This window comes from Vibrio owensii CAIM 1854 = LMG 25443, assembly GCF_000817815.1.
GTDB lineage: Bacteria > Pseudomonadota > Gammaproteobacteria > Enterobacterales > Vibrionaceae > Vibrio > Vibrio owensii.
In genome coordinates this window covers 238715-252670 of the sequence record NZ_JPRD01000015.1, presented here as the reverse complement: position 1 = coordinate 252670, position 13956 = coordinate 238715, and the positions used below count along the sequence as shown (strand labels likewise).

Sequence of the window (13956 nt, the reverse complement as noted above, 5' to 3'; positions counted from 1 at the left end):
CAAGCGAGGTATAGTTTTTACTGCCTGATTAGTTATTTGATGTATTTGTTACTCCTAAAATCGCGTTGTGATCAATTGCTATTGCGTGGTGGATTTTATTCTTGCCTTGTCAGTTAAGACATTAACCAAGATGAGGAAAAGAACCATGGCTAATTACTGTACCAACGCACTTGTACTTCACAACGCAAGTGAAGCTGAAATAAACCTAGTCGAGTCGGTATTTGATGGAACGTTCGTAAACCGCATAGATGAGATCACCTGGAAGCTTCGCAAAATATTCTTAGCTGGGGCGTGTGGCTTATTGCTCCCTCACAAATCCACAGACACGGCAGTAATAGATCTGCTAGAAGAGGCTTGCCCGTTACTAATAAAAGGTCGCTTTGGTGATTCTGAAGCGTCTCTTGCCTACTCAGAGTTTCTTGCCTTGTTCATCAATGGTGAACTAAAGCCAGGACACTACGATGAAATAGACAGCATTTATCACCGCACTGGAATACACAATGTTTATTTTGGTGACATTCCTATTCGTTACCGCAAAGCAATGAAACGTCTATGGAAAGATTGTTCTGAGACATACTTCGACGAGAACCGAAGAACGTATGAGTTCAATCAAAAGATCGGAATAGATGCTTGGTGGTCACATCAGGTAGCTGCCCCAATAAACTCAGCAAAAGAAGAAAAGTTCGACATGCGAGTGCTTACCCCTGTACCTGTCCGAGTATTGGTTAGTAACAAGGTAGAAGAGCACTACTCAGGTCATGGCAGAATAACGCCATTCTTCAGCACTATGTCTAAGTTCTTTTACTATAAGCAATTGTTTGGGAATAAGATGTATGTAACGGATGCATGGCGCATTACCGGTGATGGTAGTTGGTCTTTCGATAGCGCATGGTCTCCAGTTCGAGAGCTATCAGAAATTATACCTGAATTTTTAAAAGATCATTTAGGTGAAGAAAACGAAGATTTGTCAGTAGATATCGCATATTTCGAAGGTGGTATGGGCTTTCAAGGCGTGAACGATGATGTGTATGATTATGTTTGCATTTATGACGAGGATGATGATTCCGACAGCGGCTTACATCCTGATGTACAAACAGCCTTTGGATATTAATTAGGAGTCATTTATGTCAGGAATTAAGTGTAGCGAGTGTGGTTGGGTTTCCAAATCCCGAAATGACTTGGATGCTGGAGTAGAGTTCAGTAATCATATTGCGAAATTTCACACAACAGGAAAGCCAGATCCAAAGATTATGGCAATTCCAAGTGGTGACATTACAATCAGTGAGTCAATACGTAACGGTGAGCCTACCTATGGCATTTATGTTAACAGTTCTTATATCGGTGCGGCTGGTCATATCTACTTCAAAGAAGATAAAAAGCTCCATCGTCGGGCGAAGTTGGTAAATGAAGAAGATAAGGACGAGGTCTTTGCTTTGGCGGTTGATATCGCAAAGTATTTAAAAGTATCTGTTCATCATACGAAGTTCGCATACCCTTACCCAAGATACGTCGCACTCGTTTATCTGCATGAGCCTATCGGTAAAAAATAGGCAAAATTGAGCCCGTATGATTACGGGCTTTCATCTAACTTGAAGGCACTATATATCTAATGAGAAGTTCTAAAAAGTCATTGCCACTATACATCCCTCTATTGGTTGGAGCATTAATTGGTTGGTGCGTCATATTTCTTTTCAACGCAACTACCCACAAAGGTATGTTTGAACATGAAGAGTTATTAAGTCAGTTGGATAGGGCTTACTCAGAGGCTTGGTCTAACCCACGTTTCAATGAATTGTATGTCCGTAATTATAAGTCCGATCAACTAAACAGCTCTGGTATGTCTGAACTAGGGGATAAGGAGTATTACACAATCTATACAGATTGTGTCTATGAAACCAATACATGTACTTTCTCGATGAGAGCTGTTTATATGGACGACAAGCCAACAAATGATGGTTATGCGATAGTTCGCAATAGTAATGACGGCTCTATTTCCGTTTATGCCGAAGGAAAGTATTTAGATCCTGAAGTTTTTTACTATTCTCTTGCAGATAACTTAAATTCTCTTGAGGAGAACTTGTCAGAACTTTCAGCAGTTCCGCCTGTTAAGTAATCCTCTTTAAATAGCATTCCGATCAATTGCTCCGATAAGGTTCAGCTTAAACTATCCATATCTTACGTCTCGAGCGAGAACTTATTACATATCAGAGGATTTGTGATGGATAATACTGAATGGGAACTACTGACATAGGACGTAATGTGTAAGAATTGACTGCCTGTTCCTGAATTGGTCAGGCGGTAATAAAGTGTGGTTTGGCACGAGAGACGCACTCTCATGAAATCTGCAATAGGAAAAGCTAACTCAAGTAATCGAGGCTAGTGATTGGTGAAGTTTGGACATCACTGGTCATCTAATACGCCCGTTGGATATCTGAGCCTGTTAGCCACTCCAGACCGCACTTTATTACTTCAAATTCATATCAGAGAATTATGAGCAAAGATACTGAGACACCTCAGGAGCAAGGTGCTGATTGCGATCTACCCGAAGCTCGGATTGAACACCGTCATTACGCTATTGCTTACTGCCCTAAATGCGATGCAGAGCATGATGTACCAACGTGTGATAGTGGTGAAATAACATGTATCTGTGACACTCGGTTCTTCTGGAGCACAGTGGAATAAGGAAGGATTTATGGACACAACGATTTCTGATGATTTCAACGCAATCATGGACGCATTGGCAGATAAGCCTACGATCGATGAAGCTGCCTTGATTTCGCTTTCTGCTGAGATTAAAGCCTTATCGGTCAAGTGTCAGAATACCGGGCTCTTTGATCATAGCCGTGAGCGTTACGAAGAGTTTGTTGCTCATATTGAAAATAATGAGCCAGAAGAAAAATGGCTGATCAATTCTTGGGCATGGCTAATGAACCGCATTGTTGAAGCTCCATTCGGTATTCTTATGCATGGTTCTGTCGTGCTATGCATCCCGATTGTGGCGAAATATCTGCCAGATTAATAAAGGAATCAATCATGTGTGAAATGCAAATTGGAACAATTGAGTGTCGTGGCGATGGCTATCTATGGGATGCCGATTCTGACGGTTATGACCCTGCCGACAAATCCATGCCTTGTCCTAACTGTAATACTCTTGTGTTCCTAGAGAACGCAAAAGAAGAAGCAGAGTCTACTTCCTATTACCAGGATATGACCTCTACAGGCACTGGCGTTACTATTTGGGAAAATGCGGTGAAAGCTGCTAATTACTGGAATCCGGAAGCCACTACTGAAGCTTTACCAAAGATTGGGAAAGTTGAGGCTGTTTATGATGATCCGGATGATAAATCAAATACTCTAACGCAAGTCTTTTGCTACTAGGCGGTTTCTTTATGACTGAAAAATTAGAAAGAGATCAGGTTCGTGCCATATTGAAGAAAGCTGGTATCACTGTTGAGTCTGTGACCAATGATGACCTTAAAAAGTTACGTCGGATAATCAGTAAGCATTTGCGTCGTTCTGGTATCTACCACGGCACAGCTAAGCTCAGAAGGGCTAGAAATGATCTCAAGTACATAGAAATGACTACAGAACAGTGGGATCGTCGAGAAGCCGTTTCGTTTAATCGTGACGGTTTCATAGGCGTAGCAGGTTGGGCTGATGACAATAATGTACAGCCTCTGCTTTCTGCTCTGGTGGAATGGTCAGAATGGATGTCAGAGAAACTTGCTAGGGCTGCATAATTGATGGAACTACTTGGGGTATGGATTTTTCTTTACTGCATTGCGGATTACATCCGGTGCAATATCTTTCAACCAGTAGAAGTTAGTCACGAGGATTAGGTCATGGCTAAGTATGGCAAGAAACGTGGTCATCATTGTTGGTGGCTTACCATTGATGGCAACAGTGTTGCTAATTTCGATAATGAAACGGATGTCGATGGGATCATTGATACGGAAGTTGAACGCAACAACTTGAAAGCAGCCAGCAGTCAAGCGATGGAGTATGTCAGCATGATCCCGCAACATACAGAAAACGCCCATGCTTTGCATTATGTTGAGTCTGCTAAGGCATGGCTATCTAAAGGTCAGGAGAATAATATTGTGAATATGAGTGAATCAGAGAAGCAGCGATATCGAAATGCGTTGAAAGGGTTGAAAGGTCAAGCTGAGGCTGTTACCGAAGCACTGCCGGATAAGCCTGATTCAAAAGCTATGTCCAATTCCCAATCTCTCATGTCTGAGCATTCGGATGAAGTTAAGGTCATTTATCGTCTGGTAATGAAAAAACATATTCCGGTTCCTGAACTCACTGAAGAACAATTATTCGAATGGTTGAGCGATCCGAGAGAGTTACTTTCGTAAATACGTCTATCCGGTTCTATGATCAATTGCCGAAAAGGTGTTTGCAATACCATAAGCCCATACTTTTTAGCCATTTAGAAACTTGGATTAGGACGCATGATTGATTCCGTTGCACAAAAGAACATTGAAACATTGATTATTACCAAAACCTTAGAAGTTGGTTTATCGGAGCATGAAGGCAAGCTCCAGGCAGAACGAATCATTAAGGCAATTACTAATCCAGTCCCAACTCAAATGGACAAAATGTTATCTGACATGCTCGATATTCTTTTGATGGGCAAAGGAGCAATTAGTATCACTGAAGCGATCACTTCAGTTGGCCTTTCTATCGCACCGCATCTTAGAAACCGAGTGAATGTTGAAAAACGTCAGGAAATGGACAAGATCATCGCATCGCTGCAATACGCTTAGTTTTTAGTTTAACAACAGCTTTGAATGTAATTATGGAGTAAGAATATGTCTGAAACGACAGATAACAATGTGATCAACAACGACATACCGCCCAAGGTTGATGTCATTAACAATCAGTACACCAACGGTAAAGAGGTGAATGCATCTAACGGGATGTTTATGCTCTTCATTTCACTAGCTTTACTAGTTTTTGCCATCGCTTTAGGCTTCGGCTTTATTGGTGGCTACGAATTAATTAACTATCGAGGCTATGGCTCAAATGCTGTTGAATATCCGTATCGTTGGTATGCGATTATTCCAGCACTAACAACTTTGTTTATCTGGACTGCTTTAGGCACCATTAAGCCTAATGAATCATATGTATTCAGTTTTTTTGGCGAGCCAAGAGGCGTGTTAAACCGCCGTGGTTTTTTCTTCACGAACCCATTCATGTCTGCTAAAAAGGTTTCTCTGAAGATCCAGAATAATGTTATCGATGAATCAAAATTTAATGATGCAAATGGGACACCTGTCATCTCAGGCGCAACAGTTCGTTGGCGCACCTTTGACCCTGAACTTGTTGTTTACGATCTTGAAGACGACATCGAGAACTTTTTAGTTGCACAGATTGAAGGTAATCTGCGTTCTGTGGTTTCAAAGTACCCTTATGAATCATCTAATGATGATCAACAGGATTCTGATGTAGATGCAAAGTCCCGCGGAATTTCACTGTCTCGCTCTCCAGAAGAGGTTGGAGCTGAAATTGCAAGTAACATCAATGATGATGTAGTGAAGTACGGCATCTTTATTGATCAAGTTACATTAACTTCTCTTAGCTACGCACCTGAAGTTGCAGCAGCAATGACTCAACGCCAGCAAGCTAAGTCTGTAATGAATGCTAAAAAAGAACTCTCTCAGGGCATTGTAGGCGTAGTAAAAGATACGATTAAAAATCTTGAGAATTCATCCAATGAAGACAAAAGCGATGCAATTGCTCTAGACAAGGAAGCTAAACAGCAACTAGCCAAGGATTTAACATTAGTTCTTTTTGGCAACTCATCTGTAGATCCTGTTATCAAAGTCAATTAACGACATATTGGCCGTTGTTTAGTTCCTTTAACTTGCGTTGCGGTCAGTTCTAATTTTAATGTTGTAGAGGGGGTAGTGAAGCCGGTCTTCATCTAGCCCCTCAAACTCGCAAATCATTTATTACCTCTGGAGTCATAATGTTAAGTAATTTATTTCGTGTAACTTCTGAAATGGGTGGCTGCAATGGCTTTTCAATTAAGCCAATTGAACAATGGCCTGATGTTTCACCTGAGTTTGATATCAATCAATTGGATCATCAGGCTGCTCTGCTTGCTGATGAACAGTTACTAATTTTCGTTGATGGGGAAGAAACTGAAGTTGCCAAACTAACTCAGGATCTAAAAATTCAAGAACTTAATAACTTCTTGAACGAAGTTTTTGATGGTTACTTGCATGAAAAGATAGCAATTTAGGGGTTGCATGAAGATTTTTCAATACCTGTTTCTTTTAGCTCTCGTCCCAGTGGTTGGTCAAGCTGGCGAGTGGCAACAACAGCATTTTGTTGACCCGCACAGCCAGAAGTCTACAAAGACTTATTCTATGTCGGCCCAGAACGCGGTCGGGAAAAATGTCATCTTCAGCTTTCATTGTGATACGGTCGTAAGGACATTTTCAAAACAGTCGGGGCCAGCATATCTAGAACGACAAGGTATGTATGATACTTTCTCATTGAAGCTGTATTTTCCCGACACGGATTTTAATCTTTATGAACCAGTAAGTGTACGAGTTGGTTGGCAACCTAAGTGGAAAACGTTTAGACCTAAGTCATTTATGCCGTTCGATCACAACACACTTTATTATCGCGACGTGTTTACTCAGTATGTAAATCCTACTAAGGGCTCTTCTGCTGGTTCATACTCAGCCACATTGCTAGGTAAAGCTGATAAGATAACCATTCATATTATGACTGCGTCAGGCGCGATTAATGAATCGTGGGTACTTGAAACTCCTGGTATTCAGAATGTTGTTTACGATATGTCTAACGTTTGCAATGCAGTTAATGGTCATAGAGTCGTTGAAGACATTGAAGCAAGTATGTCGGTTCAACTCCGTAAAGACAGAGCATTTTTAGATAGACAGTGGACAGAGTATCTTAGCCGTTTCGATTCTTCTCAACGAGGCACCGTGCTTCTTCAGTATAACCAGCAGCAGGCCGCAGAAAGAGAGCTGCGTAAGGAAAGAATCCGTTTTTTTGATAATCAAGATAACTGGGGTTATCCATCGAGATACTGAACTTAACGTAGTGCATCAGAAAGCAGTACGTAAGTTCTGCTTTTTTGTGTTCAGATCACTCGCATATTTATAGTAGGCAATAAAATCTATAGCAACTATTAAGGCAAACATCACATAAGGTGTCATCATGTTGCAATACGAATTATGCCAACCTACCGTATCGAGAACTGACTTCTCAGGCGTACTAGGACTTGTAGAATCTAACAGCCAGAAATGGGCTGAATTGACTACTAAGGCATACAGTCGTCAAATTGGGCAGGTGTTTACACCTATTGCCATGTCTCAACAATTATCCTCATTACTTCCTGATTCAGAGCTTAAATCTCGTGAACCAGCAATAGCAGATCCAGGAGCTGGAACAGGAATTCTGTCAACTTGCTTGGCCGCTCGCCTCTACGAATTTAATCCAACTCCGTTATCAATCTTTGGCTTTGAAACGGACAGACGTGTGGCCGAAGACTTTACGAAGGCTTGGGCACTTTTCCAAAAACAAGCGGACCACCCAATAGATCACTATCTCTTTGGCTCTTTTGCTGAGCACGCAGAAACGTTGCTGACTACTGGCGAATGGCCGGATTTACCGAAACCGGACTACATCACAACAAATCCACCATTCATCAAACTTGCGAAATCATCAGAGCTCTCACAAACCCTTACTAAGCATGGTATTGCAGTAACTAACATCTACGCTGCTTTTGTAGCTCTAGCAACCTGTTGGTTGAAAGATGATGGTTGTTTATTGGCTATTTTGCCTCGCAGTTTTGCTTCTGGGGATTATTTTAAGGTTTTTCGTAAGTGGCTTGGTGAACGCATGAGCGTAGAACATATCATGCTATTTAAAAGCAGATCCTGTTTCCGTAATGTTTTGCAGGAAAACATTTGTATCTATATGAAAAAGAAAACAGATCAGACACGACGAGTACGCATCACTGTGTCAGAGAATCCAACCTCAACTCCGGATTATGACTTGATCTTACCAGCGAGCGAGATCATTACAGATGCAGGGTGGTTACTGCCTCGTTCTGTTCAGGATATTGTGCTCTTAAACCAAAATCGACAACGTACAGAAACGCTTTCTACTCTTGGTTTGAACTTCTCTACCGGGAAAATCGAATTGCACCGCGTTAATGGTGATATTGAGACACCTGTAATCTACGCACGAGATTTTGATGCAGTGGGAACCATGACATGGGGAGAAACCAAGAAACCCCGGATTGTTTCTGCGGATAAAAAACAGATCTTAGATCTGCCGGAGAAGGGCGGTTACGTGGGGCTGAAACGCATCAGTTCTAATGATGGTGAAAACGCCCAGCGGTTGTATCCAGTGTGGTTGTCTCGCGATACCACCGGTTACGACCAGATCAGTATCGATAATCATGTGCAGTTCATTCACCGTAACGGAGAGCCGCTTACTCAAAGAGAAGGAGAACAACTGGTTAACTTTCTTCTCAGCGATGAAAGTCAGGCAGTAATGCGTTCTTGTTGTGGTACCACTCAGATCAACCGTGCTGATATCGAGAAGCTTAAGTTCCCGTTAATTGTGTAGCTTATTGACCGAGTGTAGTTCGATTGCGTTGAAGCTAATTGGTACCGGTTAACGTGAGAGGTTATGTTGAAGCAATTGCGTTTTTCCATAGTGACTATGAATTAGAAACGTTCTGCGAATCCATGATAAAGTCGATCATGAAACTAAACAGAGACCGAGGAACAAAATCATGTCACACAACAATGACCTAGAGATGAAAAAACAGCAATTTAAAACGCTGAAGAAGCAGTTTGAAGTGTTACTTTCCCCGCATATAGAGGATAAGAAAACACTTGAAAAAGTTACTGGAGATTGTGCCGATGTGATGCTTTTCTCATGGCATTTGAAAGAAACTGGATTTCCGTTTGGTGGTGACGATACCGCTGTATGGCGTGATGATGAACTAAATACGAGCAATTAAGGAAAATAATGGGGGATTTATTTACATCTGTATTAGTAGTTTTGGTTGGCCTAGAGGAAAACGGAAGGTTATGAACAAGCTTTTTATATCAATACTTTTAACTGTTTCGGCATCGAGCGCGGTAGCTACTGAAGGCAAAGATAACTATACAATTCCTGTTGCTGAACTAAAGATGGCAGAACAAAAGTTCAATGTTGCTCAGTTTGGTCAACAGGTCGCGGTTATGGCACTTAGTTACGTCAAAGACATTCGTGATGCAGACGGAAAGAAAGTGGTCGATGTGGTCATTGTAGATAAGCTTTGTCATGTAACTGTTATTGAACATGATAACGGGCTACAGGCTGAACAAGTTGTTTGTGACTCAGGAAACTATTTCGATGATCGGGAAAAGTAAGACAAGGTGACGGAAAGTTGGTTTGCCCCCTTTCCTGTATAGCCTCATGATCACTTAATCATGAAGTTCAAGCGATATCATCGACCTATCATCAGATTATCAAGGTAGGGAGCATATGATGTTTCGAGTTACTTCAGAAAAATTCACTGAGCCAGCAGTTTCGCATAAAGGTAAACACTACTTTCCTTATGACGGCCAGGTGCAAATGGATGAGCGCGGCAGACTGTCAATGCCATTTTGTTATTACGACCGTCAACGTGGTGAATGGAAAGAGTGCACGGCTTATTTAAGTGACATGTCACTGGTAGAGCAATTATTCACGTTCGCGCAGAAAAAAGGCTTGATTAAAGGGTTTCCTAGCGTCGTCACGGCATTCCTCAACAATAATACTGTATTGGCGAACAAGGCATCCTAACATGAACTTAAAACATCAAAGAGCATTTAACCGCGGTGTCATGTTGGCTCGTTTCCTTGAGGCCTATGGTAACGCATACGAAGGTTCCAACTTAACTTTGCAGGGAGAGATCCCAGTATTTGTATCGGCACCAACTTTGCCGATGTCTACCTATACGGCTAAAGGGTACCTGTCTGAAGCGAAAATTAATTTCCATGACTTTGATAATGAATTGTTAGCTTCGAGCATTCAAAAGCTAGAAGAACTTGGTTTAACAACTGAGTATGAAGAAGGGAATATCAACAACGGAAAAAACGAGCCTGTTGTAATTCACGAATGGTCTTCTTGGAATTTCCGTTTTGGTCTGGGGCGACATACCTATGCCGAGTGGCTGTCTCTTCATCAAGCTGATGTTGATTGCTGCTTTACCAACTTGGGTTGTGAAGCGGCGTTCTGGAACGAGAGTGAGTGCGGTTTTCATGCTGACTTAACGCTTCGCTGGCCGGATGACTAGTTTACTGATCAGATGCGGGGCTATTTGGCCTCGCATTAGTCGAGATTCGTGTATAGCAAAAAGATCAATTGCTTGACCTTCGATGCTCATATTATGAACCCATCAGGTACAAATCGTTTATAGCATGAGGAGAATATAATGAGCGAGCAGCAACCATACCGTAGAGAGTCAGAACCAACCTTCTCAAAACGCCCTGAAGGGTACCAGGAGACCTTAGAGATGCTAAAGCAGCCTAACAGTCGCCCATTTTACGACACGGTACTGAAATACGCTCCTGATACGTTTATGAACGTAAAGGAATTTGGTAAGGAATGCTTGAAAGAGCTCAAGACCATACCTGCTGCAAATCCATTTGATTGCATTGCAGATGTAGTTCATATGCTTGATCATTTAGTACAAGCTGGCGCGGTAGAGTCGAAGCGAGTTGATATTCGTGAAGGTCATCACGATCGCCTTGTGGGTGCTCGTATTGAATATCGTCGCATTATGAAATCATTGGACGCTTAAGCTGGGTACCACCAGCTTAATCTTTCTGCGAAATGTAAACTGATCAACATTGATAATAGGTGTGCTAAGGGCATGGGAACTCTTGTAAGTATTATATTGGCGTTTATTGGTGGGATGTTGGTTTATGGCCTTACTTATCTCTCCGTAAAAGAAAGGGCAAATTCCCTCCCAGGCGGGGCGTTGGTAGGTTCACTTGTCCTATCTCCTTGGTATTTGGTAATGCCGGCGGCGCTCTTCGGGCATCTGGCAGGCATTTGGCTATTAAAGTTCGTATTTCAACACAGGAATAAAGGTTAAGGCATGGGACATTCAGTCATTTCGACCAACGACGTTACTGTCGAAGTTAAAGGGAAGAACGTGTTTATCAATGGTCGCTTAGTCCGCGAGGACCAAATGCAGCAAGCGAAGTTTACCAAAATCTCCAATATGGTATTTCTGATCGTAGGCTTTGTTGCTGGTGGCTTTTCAGCTGCTGTTCTTCTTCCGTAATTACCCCATTGACAAAGGTGGATTAGATCATGAAAGTTTCTCAACAAGTTATTGATGCCATGGAAGCTAAAGGCTTTGTAATGGTAGAGGGTGTGGCAATTCTTAATGATACAGTTGTTGCTGAGATGAAATTACCATACGAGCATACAAGACAACTTGTACTTAACTCACATCAAGCGGTGAGTGTATTTAACAATGAGTGCAGTGATCGCTTTGCGATTTTCCGTCCTCGCGCAGAAGTAATGGTGAAGTAGATTGTTATTCGTACACATTTGGCTACCGATTTCAATCATATTGGCTGGCGCAGTTGCCACATATTATGGTTATCATTTCTCTACTAAGTCTGAATGGGTGTCGAAAAAATGGACAGATAAATATCTGCTCATGACTCAGTCTGTTGTAGCTGCCTCTATGCTATCTACTGATTACGAGCAATTCATTATTGAGTCCGGCATGTCACCGATATTTGTCAATGTGTTTAGTTTTGCAGTTGTTACCACATGGATTTTTACTGTTCCGATAATAGTCGTTGGATTGTACGTGATCATCTCAACCGAACCGAAAAGGGGCTAACCTGCCAGCAACTATTCACAGGATTCTTAGTATTAAGCTGTTGAAGTGGTTTGTTCTGGCGCAAGGAAGTTCGTAAGTTCGAGATGCAATGAAATCAACCGCCGGTGAAAAGTGTTCAGATCACTTGCATGATTTGAAGTGGCATTATCATATCTTTATAACTTAACTAACTGGAATGTTGATATGCAGCAAAAGTTCAATGCCAATACAGAAAACCGTTTTGTGGTAACCCTTTCAATCAATTGCGAGTTTACCGACCGTGTGATCATTGAGACTGACGGCAAAGAGCCATCTCAAGCTGTGATCGACAAAATGGTTGCGTCTCACATCAAAATGAACTGGCATCCATATAGCTATGAAGTTGTTAGCGTACAGACTATGGAAGAGGCGCTTAAGGCTCTCTTTGTTGATTTAGGCAAGGCTTAGTTTGCCTTGTTTCAGATTTATCTGTTGGAGTAGTAACTTATGGAAATCGGTAAGCTTATCTTTCTTGAAGATACTGGTATTAACAACATATTAGAAATGGATCGCAAAGAGCGGAGCAAGTCAGGTTTTGGTGTTACGATTGGGTTTAAGCACCGTGATTGTGACATTATCTTTATTCCTAGCTCAGAAGAGGGATGCATTTACGCTGTTACGCAGACAGACACAAACAAGGATGTATTTAAAAACTGTCATATCGATTTGGAATTTCGAAATGCGCTAGTTAAGCATTATGGTGATGAGCAGTTACTTGTATTAAAGCGAGATCTAGCAGAATGTGACCTCGATTTTGCTAATGGCAATGTTACTGGTGATGCTCCGGTTTATGATGTTCTTCATTTGGACGCAAGACTCGAGTTAGAACAACGGTACGGTCATGGCTGAGTACGAAGTTGATCTATTCCTAGAATGCCCTGACATTGATAACTGTGATTATTCACCAGAAGAACCCACTACAATCAATGGAGAAGACGGCTCCTCCCACGAGTGGACCTGCCCAGGGTGCGGTAAAACGTATCTGTTTGAAGTAGTATACGAGCCAGAGATTTCGAATATGCGATCAAAAAGCGAATAAGCGTATGTCTACTCTCAGGTTTATATGCTGTATAATGGTTTAGCCGTTTTCAGATGGATTTGATTCGGCTTTACTCTCAAAATATATTTGCTTTGCGCCTATTCCCTCATGGATTTACCAGAAGCGTTGTTGGTTGAAAATATGACAATATCCGATGTAACTAGCATTCAATTGAATGAAGCTAATGCCCTGGCATTCATTAAACAAATCGAAGCATTCAGAACCTTAATCTACTCAGAAGTACATCCACTAACGATGATGATCTTTATTAAAGTCATTATTGAACCAGTTAATACAGTGTCACCGACGTATATTAAAGAGCGCTTCAATATCTCTCAGGCGGCTGCGTCCAGACATTTCCGTACCCTGACCGTGAGAAAAGATGCTGATAAGGCTGGTTTAGGACTTTGTGAAGTTCGTTGCGACCCAATGAATCCTAAATGGAAGTTCTTGGCTCTTACCCCTAAAGGACTGCAGGTAGCGCAAGAGCTTTCAAAACACTTCTGATAAAAGGATTTGTCGGGTATTTCTAGTTTCCGGCGAATCTTACTCCTATATAAAACTCTTATTCCTTGCATAGTTTCATGATCATTTGTTTCGTTTACGTCACTTGTATCATTGACTTATACAAAACAGTTAAACCTTTAGGAGTGAGGAGTCGTTATGCCAAATCCAATTATCAATCATACTAATTTAGTTCGCTCTCACGATAAGAGCCTGCTTGATAGTCTTGTTAAGAAGCTTGAACGCAACGGCCTTAAAAGTCATGAAATATGTCCAGACCCAAACAATGATGACGAAATGATTGTAGTGGTACCGACTGACCGTATTACGGCGCAGGCGCTTTGGAAAACCCTTGACGCTGTAGCTGTCAATTCTGATGAAGAAGTAGAAGAACAATGGTTCATGTTCGAGTCCGGCACAAGTGTTTATGATATTTGGCGCTGGATTGAAGATACATTCAATGTCGCGGTACACGACCTGTAATAAATCACGTTAACTTTGGAGA

General features: G+C 41.6%; 24 protein-coding genes. All 24 read left to right on the top strand.

Annotation, left to right across the window (positions count from 1 at the left end):
* The first annotated feature begins 145 nt into the window (after positions 1 to 145).
* Positions 146 to 1111 carry a DUF1281 domain-containing protein gene (locus tag H735_RS10080; protein WP_020194520.1) on the top strand — a complete coding sequence of 322 codons (966 nt, stop codon included), beginning with the start codon at positions 146 to 148 and terminating at the stop codon, positions 1109 to 1111.
* A gap of 13 nt (positions 1112 to 1124) precedes the next feature.
* Positions 1125 to 1550, top strand: coding sequence for a hypothetical protein (locus tag H735_RS10075; protein WP_020194519.1), 426 nt, complete (start codon positions 1125 to 1127; stop codon positions 1548 to 1550).
* Positions 1551 to 1609: 59 nt separating this feature from the next.
* Positions 1610 to 2113, top strand: coding sequence for a hypothetical protein (locus H735_RS10070; protein ID WP_020194518.1), 504 nt, complete (start codon positions 1610 to 1612; stop codon positions 2111 to 2113).
* A gap of 377 nt (positions 2114 to 2490) precedes the next feature.
* Positions 2491 to 2682 carry a hypothetical protein gene (locus tag H735_RS30830; protein WP_143695863.1) on the top strand — a complete coding sequence of 64 codons (192 nt, stop codon included), beginning with the start codon at positions 2491 to 2493 and terminating at the stop codon, positions 2680 to 2682.
* Between the two features lie 10 nt (positions 2683 to 2692).
* Positions 2693 to 3019 (top strand): hypothetical protein, encoded by a 327-nt coding sequence (locus H735_RS10065; RefSeq protein WP_020194516.1) that lies wholly within the window; start codon positions 2693 to 2695, stop codon positions 3017 to 3019.
* Positions 3020 to 3033: 14 nt separating this feature from the next.
* Positions 3034 to 3378: a hypothetical protein gene (locus H735_RS10060; RefSeq protein WP_020194515.1), complete on the top strand. Its 345-nt coding sequence runs from the start codon at positions 3034 to 3036 to the stop codon at positions 3376 to 3378.
* Between the two features lie 11 nt (positions 3379 to 3389).
* A complete protein-coding gene (locus H735_RS10055; RefSeq protein WP_020194514.1) occupies positions 3390 to 3740 on the top strand; it encodes a hypothetical protein in 351 nt (116 codons plus the stop codon).
* Between the two features lie 102 nt (positions 3741 to 3842).
* Positions 3843 to 4361 carry a hypothetical protein gene (locus tag H735_RS10050; protein ID WP_020194513.1) on the top strand — a complete coding sequence of 173 codons (519 nt, stop codon included), beginning with the start codon at positions 3843 to 3845 and terminating at the stop codon, positions 4359 to 4361.
* 96 nt (positions 4362 to 4457) lie between these two features.
* Positions 4458 to 4772 carry a hypothetical protein gene (locus H735_RS10045; protein WP_020194512.1) on the top strand — a complete coding sequence of 105 codons (315 nt, stop codon included), beginning with the start codon at positions 4458 to 4460 and terminating at the stop codon, positions 4770 to 4772.
* A gap of 45 nt (positions 4773 to 4817) precedes the next feature.
* Positions 4818 to 5840 carry an SPFH domain-containing protein gene (locus H735_RS10040; protein WP_020194511.1) on the top strand — a complete coding sequence of 341 codons (1023 nt, stop codon included), beginning with the start codon at positions 4818 to 4820 and terminating at the stop codon, positions 5838 to 5840.
* Between the two features lie 137 nt (positions 5841 to 5977).
* Positions 5978 to 6253 (top strand): hypothetical protein, encoded by a 276-nt coding sequence (locus tag H735_RS10035; protein ID WP_020194510.1) that lies wholly within the window; start codon positions 5978 to 5980, stop codon positions 6251 to 6253.
* A gap of 7 nt (positions 6254 to 6260) precedes the next feature.
* Entirely contained in the window at positions 6261 to 7073 is an 813-nt protein-coding gene (locus H735_RS10030) for a hypothetical protein (protein WP_020194509.1), read from the top strand.
* A gap of 127 nt (positions 7074 to 7200) precedes the next feature.
* Complete coding sequence (locus H735_RS10025; protein WP_020194508.1) at positions 7201 to 8619, top strand: Eco57I restriction-modification methylase domain-containing protein; 1419 nt, start codon at positions 7201 to 7203, stop codon at positions 8617 to 8619.
* Positions 8620 to 8788: 169 nt separating this feature from the next.
* Positions 8789 to 9019, top strand: coding sequence for a hypothetical protein (locus tag H735_RS10020; RefSeq protein WP_020194507.1), 231 nt, complete (start codon positions 8789 to 8791; stop codon positions 9017 to 9019).
* A 70-nt stretch (positions 9020 to 9089) separates the two neighbouring features.
* A complete protein-coding gene (locus H735_RS10015) occupies positions 9090 to 9413 on the top strand; it encodes a hypothetical protein (RefSeq protein WP_020194506.1) in 324 nt (107 codons plus the stop codon).
* Positions 9414 to 9528: 115 nt separating this feature from the next.
* Entirely contained in the window at positions 9529 to 9828 is a 300-nt protein-coding gene (locus H735_RS10010) for a hypothetical protein (RefSeq protein ID WP_144382829.1), read from the top strand.
* A gap of 1 nt (position 9829) precedes the next feature.
* Positions 9830 to 10321: a hypothetical protein gene (locus H735_RS10005; protein ID WP_020194504.1), complete on the top strand. Its 492-nt coding sequence runs from the start codon at positions 9830 to 9832 to the stop codon at positions 10319 to 10321.
* A gap of 138 nt (positions 10322 to 10459) precedes the next feature.
* Positions 10460 to 10828, top strand: coding sequence for a hypothetical protein (locus H735_RS10000; RefSeq protein WP_020194503.1), 369 nt, complete (start codon positions 10460 to 10462; stop codon positions 10826 to 10828).
* 300 nt (positions 10829 to 11128) lie between these two features.
* A complete protein-coding gene (locus H735_RS09990) occupies positions 11129 to 11317 on the top strand; it encodes a hypothetical protein (RefSeq protein WP_020194501.1) in 189 nt (62 codons plus the stop codon).
* 29 nt (positions 11318 to 11346) lie between these two features.
* A complete protein-coding gene (locus H735_RS09985) occupies positions 11347 to 11571 on the top strand; it encodes a hypothetical protein (RefSeq protein WP_020194500.1) in 225 nt (74 codons plus the stop codon).
* A gap of 502 nt (positions 11572 to 12073) precedes the next feature.
* Complete coding sequence (locus H735_RS09975) at positions 12074 to 12316, top strand: hypothetical protein (RefSeq protein ID WP_020194498.1); 243 nt, start codon at positions 12074 to 12076, stop codon at positions 12314 to 12316.
* 39 nt (positions 12317 to 12355) lie between these two features.
* A complete protein-coding gene (locus tag H735_RS09970) occupies positions 12356 to 12757 on the top strand; it encodes a hypothetical protein (protein WP_020194497.1) in 402 nt (133 codons plus the stop codon).
* A 298-nt stretch (positions 12758 to 13055) separates the two neighbouring features.
* On the top strand, positions 13056 to 13454 hold the full coding sequence (locus tag H735_RS09965; RefSeq protein WP_020194496.1) for a hypothetical protein: 399 nt from the start codon (positions 13056 to 13058) through the stop codon (positions 13452 to 13454).
* A 156-nt stretch (positions 13455 to 13610) separates the two neighbouring features.
* Positions 13611 to 13934 (top strand): hypothetical protein, encoded by a 324-nt coding sequence (locus H735_RS09960; protein WP_020194495.1) that lies wholly within the window; start codon positions 13611 to 13613, stop codon positions 13932 to 13934.
* Positions 13935 to 13956 lie beyond the last annotated feature (22 nt).